The organism is Pseudorhodobacter aquimaris (genome assembly GCF_001202025.1).
Lineage (GTDB): Bacteria > Pseudomonadota > Alphaproteobacteria > Rhodobacterales > Rhodobacteraceae > Pseudorhodobacter > Pseudorhodobacter aquimaris.
The window spans coordinates 141,151-156,404 of the sequence record NZ_LGHS01000066.1 but is presented as its reverse complement, the minus strand read 5'-3'; the positions used below and the strand labels follow the sequence as shown (position 1 = coordinate 156,404).

Sequence of the window (15,254 nt, the reverse complement as noted above, 5' to 3'; positions counted from 1 at the left end):
GGTTTGATCCTTCATGCCAGCCACCGCTTGCGGCGGCGGTAGCTGCGGACATCACGGAATGAGCGGCGACCCTTGTCGGACATGCCGAGGTAGAATTCCTTTACGTCCGGGTTTTCGCGCAGTTCCTGTGCCGTGCCTTCCATCACCACACGACCGGATTCCAGAATATATCCGGTATGGGCATAGCGCAGGGCGACGTTGGTGTTCTGTTCCGCCAAAAGGAAGGTCACACCTTCATTCGCGTTCACCGCTTTCACGATCTCAAAAATCTGTTCCACCAACTGCGGGGCAAGGCCCATCGATGGCTCATCCAGCAAGATCATCTCGGGGCGGCTCATCAAGGCGCGGCCCATGGCGCACATCTGCTGTTCCCCCCCCGAGGTATAGCCCGCTTGGGATTTACGGCGCTCGCGCAAACGGGGGAAATAATTATAGACCATCTCAAGATCGGCGGCGACGGCCCCTGCCCCGTCCGTGCGCGTATAGGCGCCGGTCAGCAGGTTTTCCTCAACCGTCAGATGCTCAAAACAATGGCGGCCCTCCATCACCTGAATGACGCCATTGCGCACCATTTCTGCCGGATCGCGGTTGGCGATATTCTTGCCCTTAAGGGAAATACTGCCCTTGGTGACCTCTCCGCGTTCGGAATGAAGCAGGTTGGAAATGGCCTTGAGTGTCGTGGTTTTTCCAGCCCCGTTACCACCCAAAAGCGCGGTAATCCGGCCTTTGGGCACCGTCAGGCTGACGCCCTTCAACACGAGGATGACGTGATTGTAGATCACCTCGATATTGTTGACGTCCAGCAACGTATCCGAGGTTTGGGGTGCGTCCAGCATGGGCTTCATCTTTGCAAAAAGGGGCGTGATCCCCGGCCGACGCCATAAGCACCGGCCGGGGTTTCTTGATTAGTTGCAGCGCTGCTCGATGTTGTTTTCCGCGGCATAGGCCTCGGAATCCTCAAGGATCAGCGGCTGGATCACATCCATGTCCGGTTCAATCCAATCAGAAATCAGGGTCCAGGTTTTGGCGGTTGCATCCCATTGCTGGATGCGCGCCTTGCCGGGGCCACCGTGATCTTCACATGTCGCTTTGAAGGCCTGGCCAAAGTCTGGCAGGCCCAGCTCTTCCATGCGCTCTTCGGTGATCTCAAGGTTCTCAAACCCGTCGCGCACCTGTGCAGGCGTCACCTGCGATGTGCCCGCCATTTCCTGTGCTGTGCGCAAAGCCTCGGCGATGATCATTGCCGCATACATGCCGCGCGAATAAAGCACGCCACCAACCTGATCGCCCGCGCCAGCACCTTTGCCCGCATCGGCGACATACTTCTTGAGGTCGGCATAGACCGGATAATCCATCCCCGTGCCATGCATCGCCAGCGACTTATAGCCGTTCGCGCCATCGCCCGCAGGCAAGACGTCATGGTCAGCGCCCGACCACCAGATGCCGATAAACTGATCCATCGGATAGCGGATGTTCGCAGCCTCTTGAATGGCCACCGCGTTCATCACGCCCCAGCCATACATGATGACGTTATCGGGCTTTTCGCGGCGGATTTGCAGCCATTGCGACTTTTGCTCTTGGCCCGGATGCTCAACCGGCAACTGGATCAACTCAAACCCGTGCTTTTTCGAAAGCTCTTCCAATGTGCGGATCGGCTCTTTGCCATAAGACGAGTTGTGATAGACCAGCGCAATCTTCTTGCCCTTCAGGTCGCCCCCGTTTTCCGCCAGCAGGTAATTGATCGCAACGCTTGCCGCAGTCCAGTAGTTTGCCGGATAGTTGAAAACGTTAGAAAATACCTTGCCGTTGGACGCCGAAGTACGGCCATAACCAGGTGTATAAAGCGTGCTGCCATCCGAGGTGACCTTTGGGATCAACTGATAGGTGATGCCGGTCGAAAGCGGGTTGAAGGCAAGCGCGTTGTTGCCTTTTGTCGCCTCATAACATTCCACGCCTTTTTCGGTATTATAGGCGGTTTCGCATTCCGGCACTTGCACAATCTCACCGCCGATGCCGCCATCGCGTTCGTTCAGCAAGGTGAAATAATCCTGAAAACCATCCGCATAGGGCACACCGCCCGGCGCATAAGGCCCGGTGCGATAGGACAGGTTCGGCACGACCAGATCGGCCATCGCGGGGGCCGCGGCCATCATGGCGGCAGCAGTCAGGGCAGCAAAATTCATTTTCATCTCAAGTCTCCTCCCAGAGTTGGTTTTTGTAATGCGGACTGCCCCTAGTGCGGGAAAGGCCAAAGCCGTAATTTCTCTTTTGCCAAGCGCCAAAGCTGGGCAATGCCATGCGGTTCGGCAATCAGGAATATGATGATAAGAGCACCGATGATGATCAACTCGATATGCGCGGCAAGGTCCGTGGGCCAGCCAAAGCCGCCAACCAGCACGTTCTTCAAGAACACCGGCAACAGCACCAAAAACGCCGCCCCTGCCAAACTGCCAAAGACAGAGCCGAGTCCGCCAATGATGATCATGAACAAGATCAAAAAGGACTTCTGAATGCCAAAGCTTTCACCAACCTCGGCAGCCCCCAGATAGACCGCAAAGAACAAAGCGCCCGCGATGCCGATGAAAAAGCTGGACACGGCAAAGGCAGACAGCTTGGCGCGCAGCGGGTTCACGCCGATGATCTCGGCCGCGATATCCATGTCGCGGATCGCCATCCATTTGCGCCCGATCGTACCACGCGTCAGGTTGCGGGCCAGCCATGCCACCAAAAGCAACATCACAGCACAGAACAGGTATTTCGCCGCCGCAGTAGTGTCCGGCCCGGTGATGACAATGCCAAGGATATCACGCTCTGGCGCGGAAATCTGACCCGAGGCGGAATAGTTGTAAAACCACGGCACCTTGTTGAACAGCCAGACAAGGAAGAACTGCGCCGCCAAAGTGGCCACCGCAAGGTAGAACCCCTTGATCCGCAAGCTTGGCAGACCGAAAAGCACACCCACACCGGCCGTGATCCCGCCCGCCAGAATGACGTGGATAAAAATCGACACTTCGGGGAAGGCGGTCATCAGCTTGTAAACCGCATAGGCGCCCACGGCCATAAAGCCGCCCGTCCCAAGCGAAAGCTGTCCGCAATAGCCGACAAGAATATTCAACCCGATGGCGGCAATCGCATAGATCAGGAAGGGCACAAACACCGCGTTGGCCCAATAATCATTGATAAAGAACGGGATAATACCAAAGGCCACGGCCAGCACCGCATAATAGCGGATGCGGTCAAATTTGATCGGGAAGGTTTGGCTGTCCTCACTGTAGGTGGTCTTGAAATCACCTGCCTCACGGTAAAACATCAGTTATTCCCTTCCGACGCTAGAAATTCGGCCTCAAGATGCGATCTATCGGCGGTTTGGGGGGGCTGGGCATAACCGCTCGCCTCCGCATAGCGAACCAGTTGCAGATAGGCCCAGATGCCGATCATCCCACCCAGAGCCGCAAGGACAAAGGCTGTGGTGATCTGGTCAATGTTCTGGGTCTCAGCCGTCAGGGCAAGATAGCCAAAGGCCCAGAACCCCGCCCATGCAATAACATTCAATATCGCGATAAACTTCTTGAAAGGGGTGGTTTTCATCGTCACACCCTCTCGATGATTTTTTCGCCGAACAGGCCCTGGGGCCGGAACACGAGGAACAAGAGCGCCAGCACATAGGCAAACCAGTTTTCAGTCGCCCCGCCGATCATCGGGCCGATGGCGAATTCAAAAAGTTTCTCGCCCATGCCGATGATCAACCCGCCAACAATCGCACCAGGAATAGAGGTGAACCCCCCCAGCATCAGCACCGGAAGTGCCTTAAGCGCGATCAGCGACAGCGAGAACTGCACACCGGATTTTGACCCCCACATGATGCCCGCAACCAGCGCCACAAAGCCCGCAATCGACCAGACCAGCACCCAAATGAACCGCAGGCTGATGCCCACCGAAAGGGCTGCTTGGTGGTCATCGGCCACAGCCCGCAACGCACGGCCGTATTTGGTGTATTGCGAAAACAGGGTCAGTGCGATCACCAGGGCCGCGGCAACCAGCGCCGCAACGATATCAAGCTTGTCGATAAAGAAGCCATAGCCGAACCAGTTATAGGTAACGGTCTCAATGGTTTCCGAGATACCCTGCGGCAGGCCCACATCCATTTTCTTGATGTCGGAACCCCAAAGCACATCGCCCAGACCTTCAAGGAAATAGGCAAGGCCAATGGTCGCCATGAACAGGATAATTGGTTCCTGGTTGACCAGATGCTTGAGGATATAACGCTCGATCACAATCGCCATGCCGACCATGACCAGCGCCGTCAGCGCGATGGCAACGATCGCCGGCAAAGTCCAGCCAAAGTGATGCAACTCTGTGCCGAAAATAGCATTGATCACATGGGAGAACGGGATTTGCCCGTCTTGCAAGCCCACCAGCGTCAGCGCCGCGAACAGCGCCAGCACACCTTGGGCATAGTTAAAGATACCAGAGGCCTTGAAGATCAGCACAAAGCCCAAGGCGACGAGGCTGTACATAATCCCCGCCATCAGGCCGTTGATCATCACCTCGGCTGCGAAAAAGAAGGTATCGGGCATCAGAAATCCCCCAGATTTTGGTGGTTAGTCATGTGACACCCCCAGATATGCATCAATCACGGCTTGGTTATTGCGCACCTCATCCGGGGTGCCATCGCCGATCTTCTTGCCGTAATCCATCACGACCACACGGTCGGACAGATCCATCACCACGCCCATATCATGTTCGATAAGGGCAATTGTGGTGCCGAATTCATCATTCACATCCAGAATAAAGCGGGACATGTCCTCTTTTTCCTCGACGTTCATCCCTGCCATCGGCTCATCCAACAGCAAAAGCTTCGGCTCGGCGGCCAAGGCGCGCGCCAGTTCCACCCGCTTTTTCAACCCGTAAGGCAAACGGCCCACAGGGGTTTTGCGGATATGCTGGATTTCCAGAAAGTCGATAACCTTTTCGACCTTTTCGCGGTGCGCGGTTTCCTCGGCCTGCGCCTTGCCCCACCAAAGGGCTTGGGCAAGCATCCCCGACTTCATCTGCGTCAGACGGCCAGTCATGATATTGTCCAGCACCGTCATCCCCTCGAACAAGGCGATATTCTGAAAGGTGCGGGCGATGCCTTGGGCGGCAACCTGATAGGGCTTCATCGCCGGGCGGCGCGATCCGTGGAACCACACTTCGCCCTCTTGCGGGACATAAAACCCCGAGATGACGTTGAGCATAGAGGATTTACCGGCACCATTGGGGCCAATGATTGCGCGGATCTCGCCTTGGCGGATGTCAAAGGAAATATCGGTAATCGCCGCCACGCCACCAAAGCGCAGGGTGATATTCTTCATTTCCATCATCACGCCGCCGATTTCGCGACCGTCTGCGGTGGTATAGCCGTCTGGGTTCTGGATATTCATTCTGCGGCAACCTTTTGTGCGGGGGCCACGGCGGCATCAGCCAGCGTCAGCGTGGCTTTGATGGCGCCCTTGCGACCGTCCTCATAGGTGACTTCGGTCTCGGTATAGATTTCGGATTTCCCGCCATAAAGCGCGCCCACGAGGTCGGAGAACTTATCCTCCACCACTTTGCGGCGCACTTTACGTGTGCGGGTCATCTCGCCGTCATCGGCATCCAACTCCTTATGCAGGATAAGGAAGCGGTGCACCTGACAGCCCGACAACATCGGATCGGCGGCCACGGATTCGTTCACCTCCGACACATGGCCCGTGATCATTTCCAACACGCGCGGATGCTGCGATAACTCTTGATAGCTGGAATAGGCGATGTTGTTACGCTCTGCCCAGTTACCAACAGCATTAAGGTCAATGTTGATAAAGGCGGTGCAGAAATCGCGGGACGCGCCGAAAACCACGGCCTCCAGGATCGAAGGATAGAATTTCAGCTTGTTTTCAACGTATTTCGGCGCGAACAGGCTGCCATCGGCCATTTTGCCCACATCCTTGGCACGGTCGATAATGCGCAGATGGCCGGTGTCTTCCTCGAAAAAGCCCGCGTCGCCGGTGGCAACCCAACCCTCGGGATCTTTGGTCGAGGCGGTGCTTTCGGGGTTTTTATAGTAACTCTCAAACGTGCCGGGGCTGCGGTAAAATACCTCGCCATTATCGGCGATTTTCACCTCAACCCCCGGCGAAGGCACGCCAACTGTATCTGCGCGCACCTGACCGTCAGGCTGCTGGGTGATGAACACCGAAGCCTCTGTCTGGCCGTAAAGCTGTTTGAGGTTGATCCCGAGCGAGCGGTAAAAGCTGAAAATCTCGGGGCCGATCGCCTCACCTGCCGTGTAGCCCACGCGCACGCGCGAAAACCCCAGCGTGTTTTTCAACGGCCCGTAGACCAGAATATCCCCAAGCCAATAGGCGAATTTATCCGCTGCCGATACCGGCTTTCCGTCCAGAATATCGGGACCAACACGGCGCGCCACAGCCATATATTTATCGAAGAGCCATTTCTTGAAACGGCCCGAATCCTCCATTCGGATCATCACATTGGTCAGCTGGCCCTCAAAAACGCGCGGCGGGGCAAAGTAGTAGGTCGGACCGATCTCGCGCAGGTCGGTCATCATGGTGGCCGCCGATTCCGGGCAGTTCACACAGAAACCGGTCCACATCGCCTGACCCATCGAGAAGATGAAATCGCCGACCCATGCCATTGGCAGATAGGCAAGCACCTCATCCCCCGCCCGAAGATGGTCAAAATCGGCAGTGTTTTTGGATGTCTCGATAATATTGCGATTGGACAGCACCACGCCCTTGGGCTTGCCGGTGGTGCCGGATGTATAAAGCATCACGCAGGTGGAATTATAATCAAGCTCGGCGGTGCGTGCGGTCAGCTCTGCCTCAAAGCGGTGATGTGCGGCCTGCCCTTCGGCGATCACATCGGCCATCGCATTCATCCGCGAATGATCGTATTTCCGCATCCCGCGCTTATCGACATAGACGATCTGCTCAACGCTCGGTTTTTGATCCTCGGTCAGCCATTCGCTTTCCACTTCAAGGATCTTGTCGACCTGTTCCTGATCGCCGCACACAACGAAACGCGCGCCGCAATGGTCCAGCACAAAGGCCATCTCTTGCGCCACGGCATCCTGGTATAGCGGCACCGGAATGGCCCCGCACATCTGTGCCGCAACCATCGCCCAATAAAGCTGGGGGCGGTTACGGCCAATAACAGCGACATAATCCCCCCGATTAAGGCCGAGTGCCATAAACCCCATCGCCATCGCACGAATTTCGGCATCGGCCTGCGCCCATGTCCAGCTTTGCCAGATCCCGAATTCCTTTTCGCGGTACGCAGGCTTACTGCCATGCTGTGCCACGTTGCGCGCAAGAAGCGCAGGGATAGAGGCAAGACCAGCCTGTGCCTGTGTCGCTTTCATTCAAGTCCCCCCTTGGTGCAGAAATGATTCGTTCACCATCCCTCGCTTGTTAATCCTATAGGTCGCCTGCAATACTTGCGTGACTTTTTCGCAAACCTTGCGAATTGTTACAGACGTGATTTGCGCTTTCGCGGAACCGACCTGCGGTGCTAACCAGTGAAAGGAGGATCTGCGCAATGGGACAGGATATCACCACCGCAATGACTGCCGCCGGATTGAATCTGATCCAGCAGGCGCTTTCGATCTATGACAGCGACTTGCGGCTTGCGGTCTGCAACCGTCGCTTTTGCGAGATGTTCAACCTGCCGGATTCCCTGTCCACCCGGGGTGCGCTGTTTGAGGATACGATCCGCTTTCTGGTCGGGCGCGGTGAATACGGCGAAGTCGAAGACGTCGAAGAGGCTATTGCAGCAAGGGTCGAGGCCGCCCGCGCCTTTGAGCCGCACTATCTGGAACGGATGCGCCCCAATGGCCGCTGGGTTTCGGTCGAGGGCGCACCTTTGACCACAGGCGGCTGGATCACGGTCTATACCGACATCACCGAGATCAAGGTCCAGGAAGGCTTGCTGCGCGCAAGATCGGAGGAATTATCCGGGCAGGTTCTGGCCAACGCCGAGCGTCTGTCGCAAGCCAACCGGCAGCTTGCCTCGGCCAATATCGCGCTAGAGGAAACCAAACGCCAGCTGATGGAAATGGAGGCCCGCACCCGCCTGACCACCGAGATGATGCCCGCCCATATCGCCCATGTCGATCGCGAATTGCGCTATACCTATACCAACCGGCGCCTGTCGTCCGTCATGCCCGGTGTCGGACGCCCGCAAAGCATTATGGGCCTGACGGGCCGCGAGGCCTTGGGCGACACCACCTTTGACAAGATTGAGCCCTATCTGTTGCGCGCGTTGAATGGCGAAGCTTCGGTTTTCGAATTTGCCGATGATGCGAACGGGCGGCGTATCCGCGCGGCCTTTACCCCTGATCAAACCAATGGCGGCCCGATAAACGGCGTCTATATTCTGGCGATGAACGTGACCGAAGAGGTGCAGGCACGCTCTGCCCTGATGCAGACCCGCAAACGCGAACTGGCCGCACAGCTGACCAGCGGCCTTGCCCATGACTTCGCCAATCTGCTGACCATCATTCTGGGGCTGCAAGGACGTCTGGAACGGGTTTCATTGCCGGGCAATGCCGCCGAGATTGTGGCAGCCACCATCGCCGCCGCCCGCCGCGGGGGCACTTTGCTGGACAGGATCGCGGGGATTTCCGGCAAGCGGGAGCTGCGGCCCGTTGTCACCGATATGCGCCAGTTTCTGACCGATCTGTCAGTCCTTGCGGATCCGATCCTGCCCGAACAGATCACCCTTTGGATGGCCCGCGAAGGGCTGGAGGCCCCCTTGCTGCTGGATGCGGGCATGTTGCAGGATGCGCTGGTAAATCTGGTGCTCAATGCCCGCGATGCGATGGGCAGCAAGGCGGGCAAGATCACCCTGACCGCCCGCGCGCTGCGCGAAACCTGGCTGGAACTGGTGGTTGAGGATGACGGCCCCGGATTTTCCGATATCGCGCTGGAACGTGGGCTGGACCCGTTTTTCACCACCAAAGGCGGCGAAGGGTCCGGCCTTGGATTGGCGATGATCTATGATCAGATCACCTTGGCGGGCGGCACCGTGCGGCTGCGCAACCGCCCCACAGGCGGCGGTATAGTCACACTGCGCCTGCCATTGCGCCCCGTTCACAAGGCCATCGAACCCGGAATGGTGCTGCTGGTCGAAGACCGGATCGAAATCCGCGAAGACGTGCGAGAGATGCTGCGCGCCATGGGCCATTCCGTGATTGAGGCAAGCACCGCCGATGAGGGGCTTGCCCTTGCCAGCCTGCCGGGCCTGACCATGGTGCTAAGCGATATTTCCCTTCCCGGTAAGCTGACAGGGGTGGATCTTGTGGAAACCCTTGCGCAGAACGGCATGAAGGGGCGATGCTTTTTGATGACCTCTCTGCCGCCCCCAAACCCGCTTCGTGCCCGCGCCGCTGCACAGTTTCCTGTGCTGTCCAAACCTTTCGACGCGGCCCAACTTGCCGCCCTTTTGATCCCCGAGGCACCATGACCGCAACAGCCCCCCTTGTCGCCATTCTGGATGATGAACCCGAAATTCGCCGCATGCTGCAGGACGCGCTGGAAGAGGCCGGCCTACGCACCCTCGCCTATGCCCGTGCAACCGAATTCGAAGCCGCGCTGAACCGCGTGACCCCGGATGTATGCCTGGTCGATCTGGGGCTGCCCGACCGTGACGGGCTGGCGCTTGTCCACCGTCTGGCGCTGGAGTCGGGGGCGGTTATCATCATCATTTCAGGGCGCGCACAGGTGCAGGATCGCGTGACAGGGTTGGAACTTGGGGCCGATGATTACATCATCAAACCCTTTGATCCCGCCGAGGTGGTCGCCCGCGTGCGCGCCCATTTGCGCAAAGGCCGCAGCAATACTGAACGTGTTGCCCAAGAGGCGCGCTTTGAGGGGTGGACCGCCCTGTTCGACCGCTATCTTCTGGTCAACAAGGACGGAACCGAAGTTGCCTTTTCCCATGCCGAGGGTGAGGTGTTGCGCCTGTTTCTAGAGTCCCCCAAACGTTTGATTTCCCGCGCACAAATGCAAGAAAGCCTTGGCGGCGCGGCAGGTGACAGCTTTGACCGTGCGATGGATGTGCGGATTTCACGGCTGCGCACCAAACTAGGCGAAGATCCTAAGAACCCGTTGTTGATCAAGACAATCTATGGCGCGGGCTATATCTTTTTGGGCGATGTTGTCTGGGCCTGACCCAATGCCGGATGACCCCGTGACGAGGGTCAGAAAATGGCCCTTGCTTTGACAAAACCATCGCTGCAACAGCGCGTCAAAGCCCAACAGGGTTCCGGATCTTGCGTATTGCGCCTTATAGGCGGCCTCTTTGGCGGAAATACCAGTTTGGCGTCCAGCCCGCCACCTAACTCCGCGCGTTCTGACGATGTTAAAACAAGATCCCACAGGTCGTATTCCAATGGGGTCGCCTCTTCCAGATCGATACCAATCAGGATCGTGCTGTGGGAGATAGAGCCGCTGACGCCCTTGGGCCAAACCGGCGCACGGGCGACCCCCATTGGAATGGCACTGGCAAGGCCAAATCCCGCCATTGCCACACGCGCAGCGGCACGCCCCGCCGCGAATTCCATCGCCCGTGCGGGGGCCGCACGCGTTAAAACCTCACCCGGCCACAGCGCAGGGGCGGGGGCGGTTGGATCGTTTGCCGCGATGGCGATCCCCTGCGGCGCAATCGCGCGCGCCGCAGATAAAAGTTTTCTAAGGTCAATCACCTAGCCGTGCAGATCGCATCGCACGCCGCCGCGCCATTGCATCGGTCCGCTTTGGACCTGCGGGCGGGGCGGCGTGAACCGAAGGTTGAACCTGCGGCGGCATGACGGCCTGCGCGGGGGCCGGTGTCGCGCCAACGGAAGCCTCCATCGTGGATTCAATATGGGCGGCCAGTTTCTCCAACACCGGAAAGCGGAAAATATCGGTAATCGATAGCTTGTCCAAACCTAAGCTGGCCCTAATCTCTCGGTGGGCCTGCACGGCCAAAAGCGAATGGCCACCCAAAGCGAAAAAGTTATCCTTGGCCCCGACTTTCGAGACACCCAATACATTCGACCATACGGCCGCCAGCGCCTCCGCCACGCCTAAGGGCGCAACATAGGCCGCGACCTTTGGTGCCGCACTGAGCGGGGCGGGCAGTGCCTTGCGGTCGACCTTGCGGTTGGGTGTCAGCGGGAAACTGTCCAGCGTCACGAAATGCTGCGGGACCATATACGCGGGCAACGACTGCCCGATGACATCGCGCAACTCTGCCTCGGGTGCGGTGCCGCGCAGATAGGCCACAAGACGCAAATCTCCGGCCGTATCTTCGCGCGCCATGACGACGGCCTGCAACACCTGAGGATGTGCCTCCAGCACGGCCTCGACCTCACCCAGCTCAATCCGGTGGCCGCGCAACTTGACCTGATGATCGGTACGACCCAGAAAAACAAGCGTGCCATTTCCATTCCAACACGCAAGGTCGCCGGTGCGGTACATACGCCCCGCATGAAACGGGTTGGGCAGGAAACGGCTGGCTGTTTGATCGTCGCGCTGCCAATAGCCGCGCGTGACCCCTTCGCCACCGATCCAAAGTTCGCCCGCCACGCCTGCGGAAATAGGGTTCAGATCGTCATCCAGCACATAGGCCTGCGTGTTGGCAATGGGTGTGCCGATGTTGACCGGACCCTGCCCTGCCGTGGCCGTGGTGGACCAGATGGTCGTTTCTGTCGGGCCATACATGTTTTCGATGCGCGCATCCGTTGCCTCGCCCAGATCCGCCACCAAGGCCACCGACAGCGCCTCGCCGCCGAGCAAAAGGGTTTTGACACCCGCCAATGCCGCACGGCTATCTTCATTCATCGCGATCATCCGCGCCATGGACGGGGTGCATTGCAAATGCGTGACCCTATGGCGGACAAGCTGTGCCGCGATCGAAAAGTCATCCACGGCAGGCCCCGAAACATTTGAGCGACGCAATACCTCGGCCAGCGGTTGCAGCCCCTCCATCACCTGTTCTGTCGCAATCCCGTAGTCGATAAGACAGGCCACCTCGGTCACGCCGATCTGTTTGAGGCGCGTAACCCTTGCGAGGCAATCCTCAACCGTGCCGAACAGGCCTGCATCCTCAAAATAGCGGTTGAAGGCGAAATCGAGGATGGCCTCGTTTTCCTCTTCCGAAAGGGATTGCAGGTCGATATCCGTGGGTTTTTCAATGCCCGCAGGCTTCTTGAAGGCCGGAAAGGCCCATGCGTATTGCTTGATCAAACCGGCGGCAGAGCTCAGATAATCCTTCATCGGGCCCCGCGCGCCATCCCGCGCCGTTTCGCGGTCACCGGCAACATAGGTATGCAACATCAGTGAAACGCTAAAGTCATCGGGGTTATGACCGGCCTTGCGCAGGGCGGCGTGATAGATCTTGATCTTTTCGCCGACCTCTTCGATCGTCTGGCCCAACAGGTGGGTCAGGATATTGGCACCGATTTCCCCCGCCTCTCGCCATGTGGCGGGATTGCCGGCGGTGGTGACCCAGACGGGCAGCTCTTTGGAGACCGGGCGCGGCTGCGTCGTCACGCCAAAATAACCCCCTGCCGTCGGAAAATCCACCACATCCCCGCGCCACAACCGCCGCACCTGATCAATCGCGGCAAACATCGCATCACGGTTATTGGGCGGCATATTTTCAGGGCGCAGCACGAAATCGTCAGGGTGCCAGCCCGAGGCAAAGGCAAGCCCCGCCCGCCCATTGGTCAAATTGTCAATAACGCCCCATTCTTCGGCGATCCGCGCCGGATGGTGCAAGGGCGCCACGCAAGAGCCAGCACGCACGGCAATATTCTTGGTGACCGCCGCAACGGCCGCCCCCGTCACTGAAGGGTTAGGATAGGGGCCACCAAAGGCGTGGAAATGCCGCTCTGGCGTCCAGACCGCGCAAAACCCGTTTGCATCGGCAAATTTCGCGCCATCCAGCAACATCTCGTATTTCTTGGGGCCTGCACCATCGTCATTGCCCCAGTAATACAGGGAAAAATCCATCCCCTTGCCACCCGTAACCGGCCCAGCCGACACAAGCGCCCGGTTCTCATCCGAGGTCAGCACCAGTTTGAAGCCGCGCGCGATCGTCCAGAACAGCTCCAATACCGAAATGTCAAAAGAGAGCGATGTGATCCCCAAGAAGACGGACCCCTCGGCGTGATCGATCCGTTGGTCCATCCCGACAAAGAAGTTCACGACATTGCCATGTTCCACCATCACGCCCTTCGGCCTGCCGGTAGAGCCGGAAGTATAGATCATATAGGCCAGATCGGCACTGGTAACGCCGCTGTCAGGATTGGTTTCAGGCGCCACGGCAATGCGCGGGTCCGTATCAATGCACAGGGCCTGCGGCCCCACCGGCAAACCACCCGTCAATGCCGTCTGGGTAACGATCACCGGTGCCGCACTATCCTCAATGAAAAGCGCAATCCGGTCCGCCGGATAGGCAGGGTCCATCGGAACATAGGCCCCGCCCGCCTTCAAGATCGCCAGCGCGCCGACCAGCATATGAAGCGAACGGTTGATATAAAGCCCGGTCAACACCCCCGGCCCGACGCCCATCTCCATCAAGACATGCGCGGCACGGTTGGCCTGCGCATTCAGCTCTGCATAGGTCAGGCTTTGGGATTCGAACACCACAGCGACCGCATCCGGCGTTTTGGCGGCCTGCACCTCAAACGCCTGATGAATGGTCAGGCTGCGGTCATAATCCACCGCCGTATCATTCCAGCGGTTTAGGATCAGATCACGCTCTGCCTCGGGCATGATCGGCAAGGCGGCACATGGCGTAACAGGGTCCGCATCGGCAAGTCCCTTTGCCAGAACGGTCAAGCGCGCAGCAAGTGCGGCGGCATCTTCGGCACTGATACGGGCCGCGTCAAAATGGAACGCATCCGGCGTAACCGTAACCGCCGAACCCGCCAGCGGACCATCCAGCGACAGCGCAACCAAAGGCGTTTGTAGCGCGACAAGCGCCGGATCACGACGCGGCAGGTCAACGGCGAAACCGGGGGCCTGCAAAGCAGCGGTCAGGGGCAAATCCGCCTCTGCCTGTGCGATTGTTCCGCTAGCATCGACATGCAACGGCGACCAGCCGGAAACATACAGCGACTGATTGGGGCTTTTGACGGCAAGATCAACCGTATCCTGCCCCAAGGCGCGCGCCACACCGATCGCGGTTGCAAATAAGGGGGCGTCATAGGGCAGGCTTTGCCAATCTGCCGTGGTCGGGGCCTTGATCTGCGGCATCTCCAACGCCGTCATAGCAGCCAAAGCGCGGCGCATGACCCCTTCGGTCGGGGCGGCGGCGGCAACGGCCTCGGTAATTTCGGATGCCGCATCGCCGGGGCTGGCAAGGCTGGTCGCATTCAGCGAGGTCGGACAAACCGCATATCCGGCAAGGTCCATCAACCCCATAAGCCGTATTGCGCCCTGCCCACAGGCAACAAAAAGCCCGTCGGGTGCTGCGACAAGCACCGTCCCCGGCACGCCCTGTCCCCGAATAATCTCAGCCGCTGTCACCAGCAATATCCGGTCATCCACCTCCAGCTTGGGCAGCGCCACAGGGTTGGCATAGATACCATGATCCAATCCGCGCACCAAAGCACAGACCTGCTCGGCGGTTTGGCTGAAGTCCAGCCGTGCAGCCGCTTCGGGGCGATCCGCGCGGCGGTATTCGGTGCGGGCCGTCAGGTCTTGGGCGGTGCCCGGCGCCTTGGATGCCAGGGCGGCCAGAACGGCAGGAAAGCTCTCAATCGCCGCCTCGAAACATTTAGAGTTCAGCGTCAGCGCCGTATCATCGGGGGCGATATCAAACAGGCGCTGTTCCAAAATAGCGCCCTTATCCACACCGGCAACCATGCGGTGCCATGTGATGCCATGCTGCGTCTCGCCATTCAGAATGGCCCAGACCGGCGCGTTGAGCCCTGCATAACGCGGCAAGGGGCCGTCGTGAAAGTTCACCGCCTGATCCGCCAATGCCAGAACCGATTCGGGAATTACATGAAGATAAGCGATCGAAAGCAGCCAATCGACATGGATATCGAGGGAATCCGCGTCCTCTGGCAACTCAACACGAATACCGTTCGCCTGCGCCCAAGCGCGCACATCCGGGCTTTCCGTGATCACCGCAACCAATCTATGACCTTGATAAATAACACTTTCTGCGCATTGAATGGTAAGGGATTGGTTGCCAAAAATCAGGGCGTCCGACATCGT

At 58.6% G+C, this 15,254-nt stretch carries 11 protein-coding genes; 2 read left to right on the top strand and 9 right to left on the bottom strand.

Annotated elements, in window-relative coordinates; translation table 11 throughout:
* Window positions 1-11: 11 nt before the first annotated feature.
* The 7 genes from AKU94_RS12330 to AKU94_RS12300 all read right to left on the bottom strand — a co-directional run bounded on the left by AKU94_RS12330 (window position 12) and on the right by AKU94_RS12300 (window position 7,402).
* A complete protein-coding gene (locus AKU94_RS12330) occupies window positions 12-836 on the bottom strand; it encodes an ABC transporter ATP-binding protein (RefSeq protein WP_050527553.1) in 825 nt (274 codons plus the stop codon).
* Window positions 837-905: 69 nt separating this feature from the next.
* Window positions 906-2,189: an ABC transporter substrate-binding protein gene (locus AKU94_RS12325; RefSeq protein WP_050527552.1), complete on the bottom strand. Its 1,284-nt coding sequence runs from the start codon at window positions 2,187-2,189 to the stop codon at window positions 906-908.
* 44 nt (window positions 2,190-2,233) lie between these two features.
* Window positions 2,234-3,310 (bottom strand): branched-chain amino acid ABC transporter permease, encoded by a 1,077-nt coding sequence (locus tag AKU94_RS12320; RefSeq protein ID WP_050527551.1) that lies wholly within the window; start codon window positions 3,308-3,310, stop codon window positions 2,234-2,236.
* The gene (locus AKU94_RS12315; RefSeq protein WP_050527550.1) at window positions 3,310-3,588 is read right to left on the bottom strand and encodes a hypothetical protein; all 279 of its coding nucleotides are present in this window, start codon (window positions 3,586-3,588) and stop codon (window positions 3,310-3,312) included. The genes AKU94_RS12320 and AKU94_RS12315 overlap by 1 nt, the downstream gene beginning before the upstream one ends.
* Before the next feature lie 2 nt (window positions 3,589-3,590).
* Window positions 3,591-4,577, bottom strand: coding sequence for a branched-chain amino acid ABC transporter permease (locus tag AKU94_RS12310; RefSeq protein WP_050527549.1), 987 nt, complete (start codon window positions 4,575-4,577; stop codon window positions 3,591-3,593).
* Window positions 4,578-4,601: 24 nt separating this feature from the next.
* Entirely contained in the window at window positions 4,602-5,423 is an 822-nt protein-coding gene (locus tag AKU94_RS12305; protein ID WP_050527548.1) for an ABC transporter ATP-binding protein, read from the bottom strand.
* On the bottom strand, window positions 5,420-7,402 hold the full coding sequence (locus tag AKU94_RS12300) for a long-chain fatty acid--CoA ligase (protein ID WP_050527547.1): 1,983 nt from the start codon (window positions 7,400-7,402) through the stop codon (window positions 5,420-5,422). Before AKU94_RS12300 ends, AKU94_RS12305 begins: the two co-directional genes overlap by 4 nt.
* A gap of 176 nt (window positions 7,403-7,578) precedes the next feature.
* Here AKU94_RS12300 and AKU94_RS12295 point away from each other — a divergent pair, with 176 nt between their 5' ends.
* Window positions 7,579-9,504, top strand: coding sequence for a PAS-domain containing protein (locus AKU94_RS12295; RefSeq protein WP_050527546.1), 1,926 nt, complete (start codon window positions 7,579-7,581; stop codon window positions 9,502-9,504).
* Window positions 9,501-10,211: a response regulator transcription factor gene (locus AKU94_RS12290; protein WP_050527545.1), complete on the top strand. Its 711-nt coding sequence runs from the start codon at window positions 9,501-9,503 to the stop codon at window positions 10,209-10,211. The genes AKU94_RS12295 and AKU94_RS12290 overlap by 4 nt, the downstream gene beginning before the upstream one ends.
* A gap of 29 nt (window positions 10,212-10,240) precedes the next feature.
* On the opposite strand, the gene AKU94_RS12285 is transcribed toward AKU94_RS12290, so the two are convergent.
* Both AKU94_RS12285 and AKU94_RS12280 read right to left on the bottom strand, forming a co-directional pair.
* Window positions 10,241-10,744, bottom strand: coding sequence for a hypothetical protein (locus AKU94_RS12285; RefSeq protein ID WP_050527544.1), 504 nt, complete (start codon window positions 10,742-10,744; stop codon window positions 10,241-10,243).
* Window positions 10,737-15,251 (bottom strand): MupA/Atu3671 family FMN-dependent luciferase-like monooxygenase, encoded by a 4,515-nt coding sequence (locus AKU94_RS12280; RefSeq protein ID WP_050527543.1) that lies wholly within the window; start codon window positions 15,249-15,251, stop codon window positions 10,737-10,739. Before AKU94_RS12280 ends, AKU94_RS12285 begins: the two co-directional genes overlap by 8 nt.
* Window positions 15,252-15,254: the final 3 nt, after the last annotated feature.

What these genes read in the sequence shown, in the direction of transcription:
- AKU94_RS12330 (WP_050527553.1), bottom strand. Translation starts at nt 836, where the DNA reads ATGCTGGACGCACCCCAAACCTCGGATACGTTGCTGGACGTCAACAAT.
- AKU94_RS12325 (WP_050527552.1), bottom strand. Translation starts at nt 2,189, where the DNA reads ATGAAAATGAATTTTGCTGCCCTGACTGCTGCCGCCATGATGGCCGCG.
- AKU94_RS12320 (WP_050527551.1), bottom strand. Translation starts at nt 3,310, where the DNA reads ATGTTTTACCGTGAGGCAGGTGATTTCAAGACCACCTACAGTGAGGAC.
- AKU94_RS12315 (WP_050527550.1), bottom strand. Translation starts at nt 3,588, where the DNA reads ATGAAAACCACCCCTTTCAAGAAGTTTATCGCGATATTGAATGTTATT.
- AKU94_RS12310 (WP_050527549.1), bottom strand. Translation starts at nt 4,577, where the DNA reads ATGCCCGATACCTTCTTTTTCGCAGCCGAGGTGATGATCAACGGCCTG.
- AKU94_RS12305 (WP_050527548.1), bottom strand. Translation starts at nt 5,423, where the DNA reads ATGAATATCCAGAACCCAGACGGCTATACCACCGCAGACGGTCGCGAA.
- AKU94_RS12300 (WP_050527547.1), bottom strand. Translation starts at nt 7,402, where the DNA reads ATGAAAGCGACACAGGCACAGGCTGGTCTTGCCTCTATCCCTGCGCTT.
- AKU94_RS12295 (WP_050527546.1), top strand. Translation starts at nt 7,579, where the DNA reads ATGGGACAGGATATCACCACCGCAATGACTGCCGCCGGATTGAATCTG.
- AKU94_RS12290 (WP_050527545.1), top strand. Translation starts at nt 9,501, where the DNA reads ATGACCGCAACAGCCCCCCTTGTCGCCATTCTGGATGATGAACCCGAA.
- AKU94_RS12280 (WP_050527543.1), bottom strand. Translation starts at nt 15,251, where the DNA reads ATGTCGGACGCCCTGATTTTTGGCAACCAATCCCTTACCATTCAATGC.